The following is a 15,937-nucleotide window of genomic DNA, read 5'->3' on the forward strand; positions in this document are numbered from 1 at the left end:
AGGTTCGGGAAATGAATCATCGTGCGCTCCGATGATCGACTCGGCGGCGAATTCTCACGCGCTCCGCACAGAATCGCGCGGTACGCCGGAAGCGCGCATATACTCGACCGTATGTACGTCGCGGCGGGTGGGACGGGAACCACGGACAAGCGCCTTCTGCGTGGCGTCCGCACCCGTCACATCGTCCTGCGCCGGGCTGTCGACGTGGCGTCCGTCGAGGGGCTCGCGGGGCTGAGCTTCGGCAAGCTGGCTGCGGACACCGGGATGAGCAAGGCCGGGGTGCAGACGTTGTTCAAGACCAAGGAAGCGCTTCAGTTGGCGACGGTCGGTCACGCGCGGGAGATGTTCGTCGACGCCGTGGTTCGCCCGGCTCGTACCGCGACCCACGGCGTCGCCCGGCTCCGCGCGCTGATCGAGCACTGGATCGTCTACGCGGAGGCCCCGCTGTTCGAGGGCGGCTGCTTCCGCGTGGCCAACCTCGCCGACTACGACAGCAGGCCGGGGCCGGTCCGGGACGCACTGTTCCGCGACCAGCAGGAGTGGCTCGACCTGCTCGCCGGCGAGCTCCGCCACGCGGTCGCCGCGGGCGAGATACCCGACACCGATCCCCGCGTCACGGCGTTCCTCCTGGACGCGGTGCTGTGCGCGGCCAACACCGCGCTGCGTGTGGGCAACACGGACGCGATCGACAACATCCGGCGGATCGCCGACACACTGCTGACCGCCTGCTGATCACCCTGCAGGCGCACTGTGTGCGCGAGTCTCCGGCGGCGGGTCCGCGTGGTCTATCTCCCAGTCGATCTGCGTGATCAGCTGCCCCAGGTTGACGCGAGTCGAGATGGCGAGTTTGCGGAAGATGCTCCGCAGGTGGAAGTTGACGGTGTGCGGTGACACCCCGAGGTGGTTGGCCACCTGTTGGTTCGTCATACCCTGGCCGACGAGGCGGGCGATCTCCTTCTCTCGCTGGCTCAGCGCCGATAATCGCTCCGACGTCGGGCCCGGGGGCGGTCCGTTCCTCCTGCCGACCCTGCTCCGGCGCGAGTTGTGCGCGCGGACGCCGTTGGCGTCCACGACCGGGAGCGGGCTCGCCGGTGACTGCGTGGTCCCGTCCTGGCGGGACATGCGGCGTTGTCGGTGGACTGCCTCGAAGTCCAGGACGGGTGAGAGATCCGGGTGTTCGCCCGCGAATGCGCTGTCGGCGTGCTCGACGGCCTTCGCCAGCAGGTGCACACCCGGGTTGGCTGCGGCGAGGCGCCGGACCGTGGCCAGCACACGTTCGGCCAGCTTCGTGTCACCCGCGTGCAGCGCGACCGTCACGAGCCACGCGGGTCGAGTCAGGTCCTCCACGAAGCACGCCGACGCCGGGGCGAGGCGCGACCACACCTGCCACATCCGGTCGGCCGCCACCCGTGCGCCGTTTCGCAGCGACAGCAGGGCGACCTCCGCGACCGCCGCCCGCGCGACGGAGTCCGGCAGCGCGTAGTCCGGTGGCTGCGCGTGGTAGGCCGCCAGGTCGGCCGCGGCCCGCTCGAACTCGCCTTGACCCAGGTGCGCCAGCGCCGACACCGACAGGGACGCCGAGACGCCGATCACCGTGTCCCGTTGCCGTGCGGTGTCGATCGCGGCTGTCGCGGTCTCGGCGGCTCGGTCGAGTTCTCCGGCCTGCAGGTGGAGTACCGAGGACAACGCCTCCGGTATCGAGCTGAAAACATGGAGCCCGGCCGTCTCAATCATCCCCCGCAGTTCGCCGACTATCCTGGTCGCTTGGTTGGAAATATGAATGTCGGTGAGCTTCTTGGCGAGCAGCATCCCCGTGTACAATTGCCAGATTGTAGGTGCGTCGTGGGCGTACTGAAAGGCGGATTGATTCAGCCACAATCCTTTGAACAAATTCCCGGAATGCCAGAACTCGTTGGCCTCGGCGCACAGGGCGACAATCTGCACCGAGCCACTTTCGTCGTGTGCGGATTCGATGTCCTGGCGCATCGAACGGAGTGGATTTTCGGTCGTCATCGTGCGCAGGAAGAAGCGGAAGGCGCGGGCGTCGGCGTGGGCTGCGCTGCCCGGCTTCAGTTCCTGCAGCGCCTCGTTGACAAGGTGTAGCGCGGTCCCGATCGCGCCCCTGACGAAGGCGATGTTGGCGCAGCCGAGCTTCTGCATGGTTTCCGATGCAATTACTTCAGTGTAATGGGTGGCAATGAGATAGAGGACGTCACTGAGTGACGCGGGGGTGATTTCACCGGCGGCGGTGATGACGTTCGGTATGCCCTTTTTGTCGTCCGATCTACCCAGCACCGGTAAGCCCCCTGGTGAACGTGGTACTCCTCCCCTGCCGATCCAGTAAAACACACGAGTTCGTATCCGTCATCCGCCGATGCAGCGCCGTCCTGCGCGGATCGTGGTACGCGTTCACCCGTCCGTCGGATTGCCAATCCGCGTGAGTTACTTTACCGCGGTTTGACCACGCGAATGCGGTGCGAAGAAAATTCAAGGGACGTACGAGGAGATCACTCCACGGCGGACCAGCGGGAACCGAGAAAGCGCGCGATGTCGCGCACCGAGTCCGCCGCCTGCCGCACGATGCCGGCCTGCGCCTGCGCCGCATGCCACAGGCGTGTGCTCTCCACGTAACGCACTGCCGTCCCGGACCGCCGCAACCCGACCGCCAAGTCGACGATCTGGTCACGCAGCATCTCCCGCTCGGCGGCGTACACGTAGGTCGGTGGCAGCCCGCCCAGCGCGCCGAGCGCCGGTGCGTACCGCCAGTCCCGTTCGTCGCCGTCGCCCAGGTACGCGCTCGCGCACGCGAATCCCCACGCCCGGTTGACCACCACGTCGCGGTGCCGTTCGGCGACGAGTGCCGGGTTGGCCCACGGCGAGATCAGGACGAGCGCGGCGGGCGTCATCCCATGGTCGCGGATCAGCCACTGCGCCGCCGCCAGCGCGATGCCCCCGCCCGCGGAGTCGCCCGCGAGCGCGATCGCCCCCGGTGCGTGGCCTTCCCGGCGCACCAACGCCAGGAAGGCGGCGACGGCGTCCACCACGGCCGCCGGGCAGCGGTGCTCCGGGGACAGTCGGTAGTCGGCCAGGTAGACCGGGCGGCGGGTGTCGCGGGCGAGGTGCGCCGCCAGTGACCGGTGCGTGGCGATCGAGCCGACGGTGAACCCGCCGCCGTGCAGGTACAAGACCACGCCGGGGCCGCTGCCCCGGTCCACCTCGACGTGCTCCGCGTCCCGGTCGCCCAGCACGAGGTTGCGACGGACCGTGCCGGCCGGCAGCGGCTGGAAGCGGGCGGCCCCGTTCAGCAGCGCGCGTTGCACCCGCCACGGCAGGTCCGGGCGGAAGACCATGCGGTAGAAGGGATGCACCATCGCCCGCGCCAGCGGCAGCGGCAGCGTCGGCACCCTCACCGCCTGCTCCCCGGCCGGGGCGCGATCGCCACCATGCGGGACAACAGCGCGCCGAACCGCTGGGACCCCGTCGGGGTGAGCCGGGCCAGCCGGTCGAGCGCCTTGGCCTCCGCCCCGATCAGCACGCGTGCCCGGCGCCGCCGCACGCCGTTGACGATGGTGCGGGCCGCCATCTCCGGACTGTGCAACGCGAGTTTGCGGTCGAACGCCCTGGCGATGGACGCGGCGTCCAGTCCCTCGGCGGCAGCGGCGTTGCGTGCCACCGCGGTCTTGACACCGCCCGGGTGCACGCACGTCACCCACACCGGGTACCGGCCCACCAGCATCTCCTGCCGCAGCGCCTCGGTGAACCCCCGCACGGCGAACTTCGACGCGTTGTACGCGCTCTGCCCGGGGAACGTGATCAGGCCGAACAGACTGGACACGGTGATGACGTGCCCGTCACCGGAGGCGATCAGGTGCGGGAGGAACGCCGTGGTCGAGGCCACCACACCCCAGAAGTTGACGTCGAGCACCCGCTCGATGTCCTTCGTGTCCTGGCGGTCGACCTCGCCGTAGAACGCGATGCCCGCGTTGTTGTAGAGCTGGTTGACCGTGCCGAACCGCGCCCGCACCTCGTCGGCGTACGCCCGTACGGCCGCGCGCTCGGTGACGTCGAGCCGGTTGGCGACCACCTCGGCACCGCGGGACTCGCAGCGCATCGCGGTCGCCTCGACCCCGTCCAGGTCCACGTCGGACAGCGCGAGCCGGGTACCGCGGCCGGCCAGTTCGAGGGCGAGTGCCCGGCCGATGCCCGACGCGGCGCCGGTGATGACCGCGACCTTGTTCACGAACACGTCATCGTCCTGCTTCACAGCCATGTGCTCCCCATCCGCGGTCAGGTCGACAGGTGGAACGCGTCGGCGTCGAACGATCTGGTCATCCGGCCGAACTCGTAGGACAGGCCGGGCCAAATCGTGGTGTTCGCCCCGTGCTTGTCGACGTACCAGCTGGTGCAGCCGCCGGTGTTCCACACGCTGCGCGACAACCTGCGCCGGAGTGTCCGCGCGTAGCGCTCCTGCGCCTCCCGCCGCACCTCCACCGTGCGGTAGCCGCCGCGCCGGAACGTGGCGATCGCGTCCATCAGGTAGTTCACCTGCGCCTCGATCATGTAGATCATCGAGTTGTGGCCGAGTCCGGTGTTCGGGCCGACCAGTAGGAACATGTTGGGAAAACCGGCGATCGCAGTGCCCCGGTAGCACTGCCTGCCCACGTCGTCGAACACGTCGCCGAGGCTGCGCCCGTTCTCCCCGACGATCTTGCGGTAGGTCGGGGAGTCGGTCACGTGGAAGCCGGTGGCCAGCACGATGACGTCGACCTCGTGCACCTCGTTGTCCGAGGTGACGATCGCGTTCTCGCGCACCTCGGCGATGCCGTCGGTCACCAGGCGCACGTTGCTCCTGCTGAACGTGGGCAGGTAGTCGTTGGACAGCAGGATGCGCTTGCAGCCGATCGTGTAGTCCGGTCGCAGCCGCCGCCGCAAGGCCGGGTCGGGCACCTCGCGTCGCAACTTGGCCCTGGCAAGCAGTTCCATCGGCTTCATCAGCAGCGGCAGGCGGGTCAGGCCCACCGCCTGCGCCTCGTGCGCCCAGTAGACGACGGCGCGGGCGAGCCGCTGGTAGCCGGGCACGTGCCGGAACGCGAACCGTTCCGGCGCGGTGTACCTGCGGTCCAGCCGGGGCAGTATCCACGGCGCGGTCCGTTGGTACACGTCCAGCCTGCCGACGATGTCCGCGATCGCCGGGACGATCTGGACGGCTGACGCGCCGGTGCCGATGACCGCGACCCGCTTGCCGGCCAGGTCCACGTCGTGGTCCCAGCGGGCCGAGTGGCAGATGTGCCCGGCGAAGGAATTGATGCCCTTGATGTCGGGCAGCGACGGCTCGCACAGCGCGCCGAACGCACCCACCATGACGTCCGAGGTGATCAGGCCCTTGCTCGTCTTCAGCTCCCACCTGGCCTCGTCGGCCAGCCAGGTCGCACCCAGCACCTCGCAGTCGAACAGGTGCTTGTCGCGCACGCGGTATCGGTCCGCCACGTCCTCGATGTAGCGCTGGATCTCCGGCTGCCGGGAGAACGACCGCGTCCACCCCGGGTTCAGTGCGAACGAGTACGAGTACAGGTGCGACGGCACATCGCAGGCGGCGCCGGGGTAGGTGTTGTCCCGCCATGTGCCGCCGACGCGGTCGCCGCGTTCCAGGACGAGGAAGTCCTGCCAGCCGCGTTCACGGAAGCGGATCGCGGCGGCGAGGCCCGCGAGGCCGCCGCCGATCACTGCGACGCCCACGTGTCGGATGGCCTGCGGGGACTGGGCATCGCTCACAAGGTCGATCTCCATCCGGGGCGGGATCGGTCGTCGACTCGGACTGTCCCAGACCGTTCTGACGTCGTCCTGAACCGCGCGGGCACCGAAGGACAGAGCCGTTTCAGGAGTGGCCGCCATCATGGTCACCGAGTAGCCGGCACCAGGTGAGGAGCGCGTCAGATGACAGCCACGCCGACCGAAACGGGTCCCGTCGAGTCGCCGGACGTGCTGATCGTGGGAGCGGGGTTCGGGGGGCTGGGCATGGCGGTGCGGCTGCGTGAGGCGGGCCAGCCCGACTTCGTCGTGCTGGAGAAGTCCGACGGGGTTGGCGGTACGTGGCGGGAGAACACCTACCCGGGGTGCGCCTGCGACGTCGCCAGCCCGATGTACTCCTACTCGTTCGCGCCCAACCGGTCGTGGAGCAGGCTGTACTCGGGCCAGCCGGAGATCCTCGACTACATCAAGCGGGTGGTCAAGGAACACGACCTGGAGCGGTACATCAGGTACGGCTGCGAGGCCGTGTCTTTCCGGTTCGACGAGGTCACCGACCGGTGGGTGGTGCACACCCGTTCCGGTCAGGAGTTCCGCCCGCGCATCGTGGTCCTGGCCAGCGGGGTGCTCCACAAGCCCAACGTCCCCGACTTCCCGGGCGTCGAGCGGTACGCGGGCACCGTGTTCCACTCGGCAGACTGGGACCACTCGGTCGACCTGGCGGGCAAGCGGATCGCCGTGATCGGCACCGGCGCCAGCGCGGTGCAGTTCATCCCGGAGATCGCCAGGACCGCGCGCGAGGTGGTCGTCTTCCAGCGCAACGCGCACTGGCTGCTGCCCAAGGCCGACCGCCCGCTGAGCGCGTTCGAGCACCGGATGTTCGCCGCCCTGCCCTTCACCCAACGCCTCTACCGGATGCTGGCCTACTGGACGCACGAGGTGCCGGTGCTGGCGTTCCTGAACCCGAGGTTCCTCAAGCCACTGGCGGCCGCGTCCAGGCGGATGCTGGAAAAGCAGGTCCCGGACCCGGAGTTGCGGGCCAAGTTGGAACCCTCATACACCATCGGGTGCAAGCGCATCCTGCTGACGAACGACTACCTACCCGCACTGATGCGCCCCAACGTCGACCTGACCACCTCCCGCATCGAGTCCTTCACCGAAACGGGGATCCAGACGGTCGACGGAGCGCACCACGAGGCCGACGTCGTGATCCTGGGCACCGGCTTCACCACCGGCACCCGGTTCGCGGACGAGCGCATCTCCGGCCTTGCGGGCGAGACCATCCAGGACGCCTGGCGGGACGGCATGACGGCGTACCTCGGCATGACGGTCTCGCGGTTTCCCAACATGTTCCTGATCATGGGACCGAACTCGGGCGGCGGCGCCCAGTCGATCCTCTTCGTGATCGAGAACCAGATCCGCTACATCGTGGACTGTCTCCGGCTGATGAAGTCGCGCCGCGCCACCCGCATGGAGGTCCGTGCCGACGTGCAGCGCTCCTTCAACGCCGGCATCCACGCGAAGCTAGCCAAGTCGGTCTGGAACTCGGGTGGCTGCGACAGCTGGTTCCTCGACCACACCGGGCACAACCGCCAGTCGTGGCCGGGCACCGGCACGGGTTACCGGCGAGCCACCCGGCAACCCGACGCGCGGGCCTTCACCCTCTCGAACGCGGCCACCCGTGAGCTGGTCTCCGATGTGCTGACCGTTCGCCAGTGAGGCAGATGGTCCGGCGGCGTATGGTATTAATACGGTCGATCGTATGTTTACCGTTGCGCCTCCGACTTCCGTCGTCCGGTGCCGGGAGAAAGGACCTCCGTCGTGACCAGAGCGCAGGAGTCGTCGGCGCCGCCGTCCGCCGGTGCGGTCCCGTGGCCGACGGTGTCGATCGTCATGGTCGGCATGTTCATGGCGATCCTCGACTCGTTCATCGTCGTCGTCGCCGGACCGGCCATCCAGGCCGATCTCGGCGCCTCGGACGGTGCGTTGCAGTGGGTGCTCGCGAGTTACCAGCTCAGCTACGCGGTCTTCATGATCACCGGCGGTCGCCTCGCCGACCTCCACGGCAGGCGTCGGGTGTTCGTCGCGGGCACCGGCCTGTTCACGGTCGCGTCCATCGCCTGCGCGCTGGCGCCCGACCCCGGGGTGCTCATCCTCGCGCGCACGGTGCAGGGGCTCGGTGCGGCGTTGATGGTGCCGCAGGTGTTCGCGGTGATCACCCTCGTGGTGTCGCAAGAGGGCAGGCACCGGGTGTTCGGCGTGCTCGGCGTCGTCATCGGCATGGCCACCATCAGCGGTCAGCTCGTCGGCGGCCTGCTGATCGGCGCCGACCTGTTCGGGTCGGGCTGGCGCTCGGTGTTCTGGGTCAACGTTCCCATCGGGTTGGTGACGATCCTGCTCTCGTTCCGCCTCGTCCCGGAGTCCCGGCTGGAGAGCGCGCGCAGACTCGACGTTCCCGGTGTCGTGTCGTTGAGCACGGCCTTGTTCCTTCTGACCTTCCCGCTCATCCAGGGCCGCGAGGCGGGGTGGCCGTGGTGGGCGTGGGTGTGCCTCGCGGCCAGCGTGGTCGCGTTCGCCGTGTTCGTGGCCATCGAGCGGGCCGTCGGTCGGCGCGGCGGTGACCCGCTGCTGACATTGTCGCTTTTCCAGCAGCGGTCGTTCTCACTCGGGATCGTGCTGGTGCTCGCGGTGTACGCCTTGCTGAGCAGCTACTACCTGGCGCTGTCGATCGCGATGCAGGAAGGGCTCGGCATGTCCGCTCTCGGCGCGGGCCTGGTATACACGCCCGCGGCCGCGACGTTCTTCGTGTTCAGCATGGTCGCGGGCCGGATCGTCCCGAAGTACGGGCGCCGGGTTCTCGAGGTGGGTGCGATCGTGCTGGCCGCCGGCTACCTGACGACGGCCGTCGTCCTGCTGGCGGGCCCCGAGCTGACGCCGCAGCTGGTGATCCCGACACTGATGGTGCAGAGTGTCGGCGGCGGTCTGCTCATCACCCCGCTGCTGAACACGGTCCTCGGCCGGATCGTGCCGGAGACAGTGGGGATGGCCTCGGGCGCACTGTCCACGGCCCAGCAGGTGGGTGGCGCGGTGGGGGTCGCGATCATCGGGGCGGTGTTCTTCCGCTCCTTCGACGCCGCCGATGGGAGCCGGGTCGAGATGGCCGGATTCGCGTTCGCGATGTCCTCGTTGGGGACATTCGTGATCGCCGGGATCGCGGCGGTGCTGGTGTTTTCGCTTCCCCGCACGCGTGGGTAGGTCGCGGTGACACCGGCGCGCTGACGTCGGTGACGTCCTGCGCGAGGTCGAGTGGCCCACCCTGGCCTTCTTCATGGGCCTGTTCGTGATGGTCGCCGGGCCGGTGCACACCGGCGTCATCGAGACGACCGGCACCTGGGCCGTGGAAGGGTTCGCCGACAACGACTTCCTGGCGGCCACTCGCTCCTGTTCGGCTCCAGCGTGCTGGGTGCCTTCTGCTGGGCACCTCGATGGTGCACGAGCAGGCGCTGACCGCAGCCCGGCACGCCGGCAACTGGGCCGCGCACGCGGGCTCCCTGACCAACCTGTCCGCGGTGCACGCCCGCACGGCCGGTTCGAGGTCGCCACCGAGCACATCGAGCGGGCGGTGCGGCTCGGCGACTCCTCAGCGAGGCGCAGACCCTGGGCTCGGTGTACCGCCGGATGCGGCGACACACCGAGTCCGTGGACTGCCACCGCCGGGCGCTCGCGCTGCGGCAGGAGCACAGCGCCCGGCTCGGCCCCGCGCACGCACGCGACGACCAGCGGTCCCTCATCCTGCGCCGGGACATCGGCGAACTCGGCGACGAGCCGCACGCCCTCGACCACCTCGGTGCCACCCGGCCGCTGCTCGGCGAACCGGACCAGGCGATCCGCGAGCACGACCTCGGGCTGACCCACCGCCGCCGCACCGGACCGGTACGAGCAGGGCGCGCCTACGACGGCCGCGGCGCCGCCCATCGCGAGCGGGGCGACGCGGCCAGAGCCCGCCGGCCTGGCGGGACGCGCTGGCCATCGACGACGAACTGGGCGAGCCGGAAGCCGCCGGCGTCCGGTCCCGGCTGGCCGAACCGGGCTGACGCGGGCCGCCACGGTCCGCGTCGGACTTCGCATTCTTGGACAATGCGAATACCGTCGGTGACAATTTCTCGACCCACTCGGAAATGCTGAGACGAGTGGTGGCATCTGGTCCGTCCGAATGCACGCTTGACCGGCCGTCGGCGTAGCCGAGAATCATTGCGTCAGCTCGCCCCAGATTGGAAGGGAGCTTTTCATGGCGCCAGTCAAGAGGAGTCTGAAGCAGGTTCGTTATGTGCTCGGCGCGATGACCGCGGTGTTCTTCGCCACCTGCGGCGCTTCGTGATTCGATACTGAGTAGTAGGCAGGGTCGCGAGGGAACGTCCTCGCGCCCTGCCCATTTCATGCGGGAGGCCCCGAAAATGCTGGAGACCGCGGTCCGGCAGGTACGGGTCGCTATCGCCATGATCACGGGACGCCCGCTGTCCGTCCGCAACGTACGCCGGTTGGTGGACGACGCGCTGGCCACTTTGGACGAGTTCGGTGAGCCGGGTGCCGACGTCGACCAGCTGGTCGACGGGCCGTTCGCCGACCCGGACGACCGGCTGGACCTGCAGACCCGCGCCATCCAGCGCACCGCCCGGCGGCTGGCCGACCGTTCGGTGTTCTACCGGGAACGGTTCGAGCGGGCCGGGGTCGATCCGGGCGAGCTGACCCCGGCGACGATGCCGCGCGTCCCCGTCACCGTGAAGGCGGACCTGGTGAGCCGCCAGCGCGACTTCCTCTGCGGCCGCCCGCAGATCATCACCCAGACCACCGGTACCACCGGCCGTCCGGGCCAGGTGTGGCTGTCTCGCTACGAGGTCGAGCTGTGGCCCGCGCTCATCGCGCTGTCGATGCTGCTGCGTGGCGAGGTCCGGCCCGGCGACTGCATGCAGATCAACATCAGCTCCCGCGCCACCGCCGCGGTGCAGGAGGACATCGACATGCTGCGGCTGGCCAACGCGTCCAGCAGGGTGGTCGGCCAGGTTCCGCCCGACGAGTCGCTCGACCACCTGCTGGACCCCGGCGCCGGCCGGCCCACCATCCTCAACGGCTATCCCAGCTACATCGGCGAGCTGGTCACGGCCGCCCGGCGGCGCGGGCTCAGCCCCGCCGACTTCGACCTGCGCGCGCTCTACGTCGGCGGCGAGGTGTTCTCCCCCGCACTCGCCGAGGCCAGCCGCGCCACCTTCGGGGTGGAGCGGATCAACGACACCTACGGGGTGACCGAGCTGCTGCCGGTCGGCGGCCGCACGTGCGGTCAGCGCCACCTGCACCTCGACCCGAACATGGGCTTCGCCGAGGTGCTCGCGCTGGGCACCGGCGAACCCGCGGCACCCGGCGAGCTCGGCACGCTGGCGGTCACGCCGTACTTCCCCTACCGCGAGTGCATGCCGGTGTTCCGGTACGACACCCGCGACGTCGTCCGCGCGCTGCCCGACGAGCTGGACTGCGAGCTGGCCGCGGTGCCCGCGGTGTCGGAGATCCTCGGCAAGGAGAGCAGGCTGCTTCGCGCGTGCTCCGGCGTCCACACCCCGCGCGAGGTCGTCGAGGTGCTCGACGGCCTGCCGGGTGCCGAGTGGCCGGTCCGGCACCGGACGGAGGTGCGGGACGGCCGGGTGCACGTGACCGTGGCGTCCGGCCGGCTGCGTGAGCGCGACGTGGTCGACGCGCTCGCCGCACGCGGGGTCGCCGCCACCGCCGAGGTGGTAGACCTCGACCCGCGGGCCGCCCGCCGGCTCTGCCCGCTGCGGTGCGACCTGCGCGAGAAGACGTTCGTGCGGGAGGCGTCATGACCTGGTCGCTGGTGGCCGTCATCCTCGGCTACGCCTTGCTGGTGCCGCTCGGCGCGGTCTGGTACCTGCGGCGGGTGCGGGTACAGCGGCCGCCGGTCGGGGTGTTCAACGGCCGGGACATCGTCGTGATGATGGGGTTCGTCCTCGCGCTGCCCTACTTCTACCTGGCGTTGCCCGGCGTGGTGCTCCCCACGCTGCTGGCGCTGGTCTTCGCCGGCGGCCTGACGGTCGGCTACCAGCCGGTGGTCCGCGACACCCGGGCACGCTGGGCGCTCATCCTCGGGCTGCTGGCCGTCGACCTCACCAGCCACCTCGTGCTGGGCGGTGACTCGCCCGTGTACTGGCTCGCCAACAGCGCGGTCGTGGGCCTGATCGTGATCTCGGCGACGAACCTCAACGTCCAGGGCGGGGTGCGACTGAAGAACATCGCCTGGTTCGTGCTCTTCCTCGCGGTCTACGACCTGGTGTTCGCGACCGTCCTCCCGCTCACCCAGGAGCTGGCACAGGCGATCCAGGGCTACCCGTTCGCACCGTCGGCGGGGCTGCGGATCGGCGAGCTGGGTGGTGTGGTCGGGATGGGCGACCTGCTCGCGTACTCCCTGTTCACGACCGCGGCGTACAAGGCGTACGGCGCGGTGGGCATGCGGCTCGCGCTGGTCCTGGTGGTGGTGTTCGGGGCGGTCGTGCCGGGCTCGGTCCCCGTGGTGGTCGAGGCGCTGGTCGGCACGGCACCGAGCCTGGTGCCCGCGCAGGTCTTCTTCGGCCCGGCCGCGTTCGCCGGCTACCTCTGGCTGCGCCGGCGCGGCCCGGAACGCCGCATGGTCGAGTTCCTCGCCGCACACGCCGGCCCTGCCACGGCTGCCCGCGCGGTAGCGGCACCCCGGCCGAACGCGGCGCCGGTCGGCGAGGTGTCCTGAACGCCGCGACCGCGCCTTACTATCCACAGTGGACTTCTGGACCAGCCGGCGGTGGTTCCCGATCGAACGGTGACGGCCCTACGTGCCGAGCTGGCGCCGTTTTCGACCGGCTGCTGGAACACGTGGAGCCGCTCGTTCCACGGGATTCGGCCGAGGGACTGGCGTCCAGGCCGGCGGGTAAGGCGAACCTGAGGTCAGGTTGGGCAGTGAGATCGCCTGATCACGTGCGGCCCCTTGCCGCGACTCCTCCCCGTTGCGGTCCGTGTCCACACAGGACTCGATCGACGTGCCGAGGTCATCACCGCCATCAAGAAGGTCGTCCCGGATGCCCGGGTCGAGTGCCCACCGGCGAGCCCGGCCAACAGAGTTACCTCGACATCACCAGACTCCAGCAGGACACCGGCTACCGCCCCGACTATGACACCGAGCGCGCCGTCGCCGACTACGTGGCCTGGCTACGCGCGGGCAACGAGCGGTGATCGTCACCTGGGACGGCCACCCTCGTTTCACGCGGGCCGCACCCGCGCCGCAACCTCACCCGCCGGCAGCGGATTGCTCAGGCCGCGGCCTTGACGTCCAGGAAGTCGCGGTCGATGTTGACCGTGACTCCACCGTGGGTTTCGGAGGTGTCCCCGACGTACTGGTGGAGGCGACGCCCGCCCGTGAAGTAGTCGGCGGAGCAGTACTGACCGGAATCGGTGTCGGCCTGGCCGTTCCACCAAGCGAACCACAGGTGATCGGGCATCGTGTACTGGTCGTTGTTGTAGTTGGAACACAGATCGGCCACGCCGGACGCGCCACTGGAGTACATGCCGGACAGCCAACCGGCCGCATTCAGCCCTTCGGCCCATCCGGACACGAAGGACATCACGGCTTCGGTGCACCCGTCATAAGCCTCGATGTCGACGTAGATGGCGCTGCCCGGACCGAAGCCCAGCGCGGTCGCCGCCGCGACAGCGGCATTGGCCTCGTCGACGCCCTGCTGCCTGGCGGTGGCCGGGTCGGTCGAGAACACCTCGTCGTAGCGCGGGTTACACGGCGCCTCCAGGCCGTGGTGGATGACGATGAACTGCCAGCCGTTGGCGTACTGCGTGCTCACCCACTCCGGGGTCAGCAGGTCCTGACCGCAGGCACGGTTGACGCCGCTGGTGTAGATGCCGACGGCCTGGTACGGCGACTCCCGCCACGCATCCATCGTCGACTGACTCTGGGCGGTGCAGGTGTCGAAGGCCTCGTCGTTCAGTGTCCCGGGAGCCACGATCGGAGCCGCTTCCGCCTTGGCGGCCGCGGTGTCGAAGGAGCTCAGCTTCGCGGTCTTGGCGCCTTCGCCCAGCCGCGCCGAATCCAGGACGGCACGCACCCGATCCTCGGTCTGCGAGTTGTGGGCGGCCGACACCAGCACCCCGGCGTCCTCCACGGCCACCTGAATGCGGTCATTGACGGACTTGGCCTTCGCGGCCCCGGTTTCGGTCGTGGCCGTCGCGGTGTCGGCGGTGGCCATGGCCGCGGACTTCGCGTCCAGCGGTGAGATCACCAGCCCAGCCGTGCGTCCCCCGGAAATGTCGGCCGGGCAGTCGGAAACCTCACCGGGAGTGCCCAGGTACACGGCCGGGGAGTCGAAGCGAACGCAGACACCGGGATCGGCGTCCAAATCCACCACCCGCCACGAAACGGGAACGTCGACCTCGTAACCGTGATAATTGACCGTCCGCGTATCGGAATCGGCCATCGCGGGAGGGATCACCGCTCCGCCTGCCAGCCCCGCCCCCACGGATATCGCGACGAGCAGCTGCTTGGACCGTCGTGACATGGACAGCGCTCCTAGATATAGGGGTATGTCCTGGCGCAGGATCTCAGACGCCTGTACACACTGTCAATATTTCACCAGTCTCGCGCAGATCTAGTTAACTACTGCCCTATCGGCCGACCGCGAACAAATCCGGATGATCCGGCCTTCCGGCGTCCTTCCTGGCAGCTCACAGCGGGCACGGCCCGGTCGCGAGATGAACGTCGCCGGTGTGGGTACCCCTGCGCCGAAGGCGCACATGGGTTCACCACCTGGCCGAAGGAGTGACGATGATGGAAGGCAAGCACTGGACGATCGACGTCCACATCGACGAGCACCAGAACCGCACGCGTGCCACGGCCCGCCTGCACGGTCGCGACGACACCGAATTCGTCGGCGTCGGGCTCGCCCGGCTCAACCCGGCGGACACGAACGTTCCGGAGATCGGTGCCGAGCTCGCCACGGCGCGGGCGTTGAGCGACCTGGCGCACCGGCTCCTGGAGGCGACGGCCGCGGACATCGAGGCCGTGACCCACGTCCCAGCCGATCTGACGGAGTAGCCGGATACCTCGGGTACCGCGATCGAGGTGACGATCATGAGACGCGAGGACGCACGTGGCTGGTGTGTGAGCGCTGCCGAGCCGGCTCGACCTCGTCGAGCGGATGACCCGTCACATCGACGGCGTGGTCGAGGTGAACATGTTGCTGAGGTCCCGGATCGCCTGCCCGCGGACGTCACCGGGGATCGGCGGGTTCCGTCACGGTGGTCTCGACCGTGCGGGAGGTGTCCACGTCGTTGCGGGCCGCCAGGTGGAGCAGGTCCTCGAGCCGGGCGTGATGCAGGGATGCCGCGTAGCCGTCGCCGGCCTGCCGGGCCTCGGTGATCGCCTGCCGGACATCGTCGATCCGGTTACGCAAGGTCGTCCTGAACTGGCTCATCATCCCCGTTTCTCCGGCAGGCACTGCGCAGTTAAGCAACTTTGCAAGTGCCGGGTCGCATGCTGGTCGCCCCTTGGAAGGCCTGGGGCTCAGTCCGCCGGCGCGGCCGTGCCCGGGCCTCGGCGCGAGGACGACGACACGGGGGTCTTCAGGTCGGCCAGCAACTCCACCTGACCGGACAACAACTCGGTGAGGATCTTCCGCGCTACCGCCAACATCTCGGCGACCTGGGGACTGATCAACGCATAGAAGACGACCGAGCCCTCCTTGCGAGTGGTCACCAACCCCGCCCGCCGCAACACCGCAAGCTGCTGCGACAGGTTCTCCGGCTCCACCCTCACCTCGGGCAGCATCTCCGCCACCGCGTGCTCACGCTCGCTCAACAACTCCAGCACGCGAATCTGCGCGATGCCCCAGCGTCTTGAAGAACTCCGCCTTCAGCTGATAAAGGGGCCTACTCACCGGCGCTCCCCTCGCGTCCATGCCTCGGACCGCCACTGCTCGTCATGTCCCGACCCTCCCTGCTCGCCCTGCCCGGACCGGGGACACCACACGGGTCTATCCCATGATCGGTGTTTCCGGCGTTGTTGATCAGTAGGTTTCGGCTCCCGGCCAGCGGTCACCGAACGTGATGGCGAACGCGTTGATCACGGGCTTCCACCGCATCGTCCACCTGGCGC

14 protein-coding genes and 2 pseudogenes are annotated in these 15,937 nt (G+C 69.1%); 9 read left to right on the top strand and 7 right to left on the bottom strand.

The features are described from left to right. The first annotated feature begins 111 nt into the window (after positions 1 to 111). Entirely contained in the window at positions 112 to 732 is a 621-nt protein-coding gene (locus tag ACRDTB_RS11955; protein WP_431430179.1) for a TetR/AcrR family transcriptional regulator, read from the top strand. On the opposite strand, the gene ACRDTB_RS11960 is transcribed toward ACRDTB_RS11955, so the two are convergent. The 4 genes from ACRDTB_RS11960 to ACRDTB_RS11975 form a co-directional block, all read right to left on the bottom strand. Next, positions 733 to 2,295, bottom strand: a complete 1,563-nt coding sequence (locus ACRDTB_RS11960) for a helix-turn-helix transcriptional regulator (protein ID WP_431430180.1) — start codon at positions 2,293 to 2,295, stop codon at positions 733 to 735. Between the two features lie 212 nt (positions 2,296 to 2,507). Then, positions 2,508 to 3,410, bottom strand: a complete 903-nt coding sequence (locus ACRDTB_RS11965) for an alpha/beta hydrolase fold domain-containing protein (RefSeq protein ID WP_431430181.1) — start codon at positions 3,408 to 3,410, stop codon at positions 2,508 to 2,510. Further along, a complete protein-coding gene (locus ACRDTB_RS11970) occupies positions 3,407 to 4,270 on the bottom strand; it encodes an SDR family NAD(P)-dependent oxidoreductase (protein ID WP_431430182.1) in 864 nt (287 codons plus the stop codon). Before ACRDTB_RS11970 ends, ACRDTB_RS11965 begins: the two co-directional genes overlap by 4 nt. Before the next feature lie 17 nt (positions 4,271 to 4,287). Next, positions 4,288 to 5,787, bottom strand: a complete 1,500-nt coding sequence (locus ACRDTB_RS11975; RefSeq protein WP_431430183.1) for a flavin-containing monooxygenase — start codon at positions 5,785 to 5,787, stop codon at positions 4,288 to 4,290. Between the two features lie 147 nt (positions 5,788 to 5,934). Between ACRDTB_RS11975 and ACRDTB_RS11980 the strand changes: the two genes are divergently transcribed. The 7 genes and pseudogenes from ACRDTB_RS11980 to ACRDTB_RS12010 all read left to right on the top strand — a co-directional run bounded on the left by ACRDTB_RS11980 (position 5,935) and on the right by ACRDTB_RS12010 (position 13,011). Further along, positions 5,935 to 7,464, top strand: a complete 1,530-nt coding sequence (locus ACRDTB_RS11980; RefSeq protein WP_431430184.1) for a flavin-containing monooxygenase — start codon at positions 5,935 to 5,937, stop codon at positions 7,462 to 7,464. Positions 7,465 to 7,566: 102 nt separating this feature from the next. Beyond that, a complete protein-coding gene (locus tag ACRDTB_RS11985) occupies positions 7,567 to 9,000 on the top strand; it encodes an MFS transporter (protein ID WP_431430185.1) in 1,434 nt (477 codons plus the stop codon). Positions 9,001 to 9,025: 25 nt separating this feature from the next. Then, positions 9,026 to 9,136: pseudogene (locus ACRDTB_RS11990) on the top strand (hypothetical protein); the annotation flags it as partial. A gap of 275 nt (positions 9,137 to 9,411) precedes the next feature. After that, on the top strand, positions 9,412 to 9,930 hold the full coding sequence (locus ACRDTB_RS11995; RefSeq protein WP_431430187.1) for a hypothetical protein: 519 nt from the start codon (positions 9,412 to 9,414) through the stop codon (positions 9,928 to 9,930). A gap of 269 nt (positions 9,931 to 10,199) precedes the next feature. Further along, positions 10,200 to 11,615, top strand: a complete 1,416-nt coding sequence (locus ACRDTB_RS12000; RefSeq protein ID WP_431430188.1) for a phenylacetate--CoA ligase family protein — start codon at positions 10,200 to 10,202, stop codon at positions 11,613 to 11,615. Continuing rightward, entirely contained in the window at positions 11,612 to 12,532 is a 921-nt protein-coding gene (locus ACRDTB_RS12005) for a hypothetical protein (protein WP_431430189.1), read from the top strand. Before ACRDTB_RS12000 ends, ACRDTB_RS12005 begins: the two co-directional genes overlap by 4 nt. Before the next feature lie 338 nt (positions 12,533 to 12,870). Further along, the gene (locus tag ACRDTB_RS12010) at positions 12,871 to 13,011 is read left to right on the top strand and encodes a hypothetical protein (RefSeq protein WP_431430190.1); all 141 of its coding nucleotides are present in this window, start codon (positions 12,871 to 12,873) and stop codon (positions 13,009 to 13,011) included. 77 nt (positions 13,012 to 13,088) lie between these two features. Here ACRDTB_RS12010 and ACRDTB_RS12015 read toward each other — a convergent pair whose 3' ends face one another. After that, positions 13,089 to 14,303: a DUF1906 domain-containing protein gene (locus ACRDTB_RS12015; RefSeq protein ID WP_431430191.1), complete on the bottom strand. Its 1,215-nt coding sequence runs from the start codon at positions 14,301 to 14,303 to the stop codon at positions 13,089 to 13,091. Positions 14,304 to 14,608: 305 nt separating this feature from the next. Between ACRDTB_RS12015 and ACRDTB_RS12020 the strand changes: the two genes are divergently transcribed. After that, a complete protein-coding gene (locus ACRDTB_RS12020; RefSeq protein WP_431430192.1) occupies positions 14,609 to 14,878 on the top strand; it encodes a DUF1876 domain-containing protein in 270 nt (89 codons plus the stop codon). A 175-nt stretch (positions 14,879 to 15,053) separates the two neighbouring features. Here the strand turns inward: ACRDTB_RS12020 and ACRDTB_RS12025 are convergent, their stop codons facing one another. Both ACRDTB_RS12025 and ACRDTB_RS12030 read right to left on the bottom strand, forming a co-directional pair. Then, the gene (locus ACRDTB_RS12025) at positions 15,054 to 15,260 is read right to left on the bottom strand and encodes a hypothetical protein (protein WP_431430193.1); all 207 of its coding nucleotides are present in this window, start codon (positions 15,258 to 15,260) and stop codon (positions 15,054 to 15,056) included. Between the two features lie 86 nt (positions 15,261 to 15,346). Next, a pseudogene (locus tag ACRDTB_RS12030) lies at positions 15,347 to 15,719 on the bottom strand (ArsR/SmtB family transcription factor). Positions 15,720 to 15,937 lie beyond the last annotated feature (218 nt).

The organism is Actinophytocola sp. (assembly GCF_050699935.1).
Taxonomy (GTDB): Bacteria; Actinomycetota; Actinomycetes; order Mycobacteriales; family Pseudonocardiaceae; genus Actinophytocola.

Bases quoted from the DNA above. Each gene is read 5' to 3' on its own strand.
- ACRDTB_RS11955 (WP_431430179.1), top strand. From the start codon at position 112: ATGTACGTCGCGGCGGGTGGGACGGGAACCACGGACAAGCGCCTTCTG.
- ACRDTB_RS11970 (WP_431430182.1), bottom strand. From the start codon at position 4,270: ATGGCTGTGAAGCAGGACGATGACGTGTTCGTGAACAAGGTCGCGGTC.
- ACRDTB_RS11975 (WP_431430183.1), bottom strand. From the start codon at position 5,787: ATGGAGATCGACCTTGTGAGCGATGCCCAGTCCCCGCAGGCCATCCGA.
- ACRDTB_RS11980 (WP_431430184.1), top strand. From the start codon at position 5,935: ATGACAGCCACGCCGACCGAAACGGGTCCCGTCGAGTCGCCGGACGTG.
- ACRDTB_RS12000 (WP_431430188.1), top strand. From the start codon at position 10,200: ATGCTGGAGACCGCGGTCCGGCAGGTACGGGTCGCTATCGCCATGATC.
- ACRDTB_RS12005 (WP_431430189.1), top strand. From the start codon at position 11,612: ATGACCTGGTCGCTGGTGGCCGTCATCCTCGGCTACGCCTTGCTGGTG.
- ACRDTB_RS12020 (WP_431430192.1), top strand. From the start codon at position 14,609: ATGATGGAAGGCAAGCACTGGACGATCGACGTCCACATCGACGAGCAC.
- ACRDTB_RS12025 (WP_431430193.1), bottom strand. From the start codon at position 15,260: ATGATGAGCCAGTTCAGGACGACCTTGCGTAACCGGATCGACGATGTC.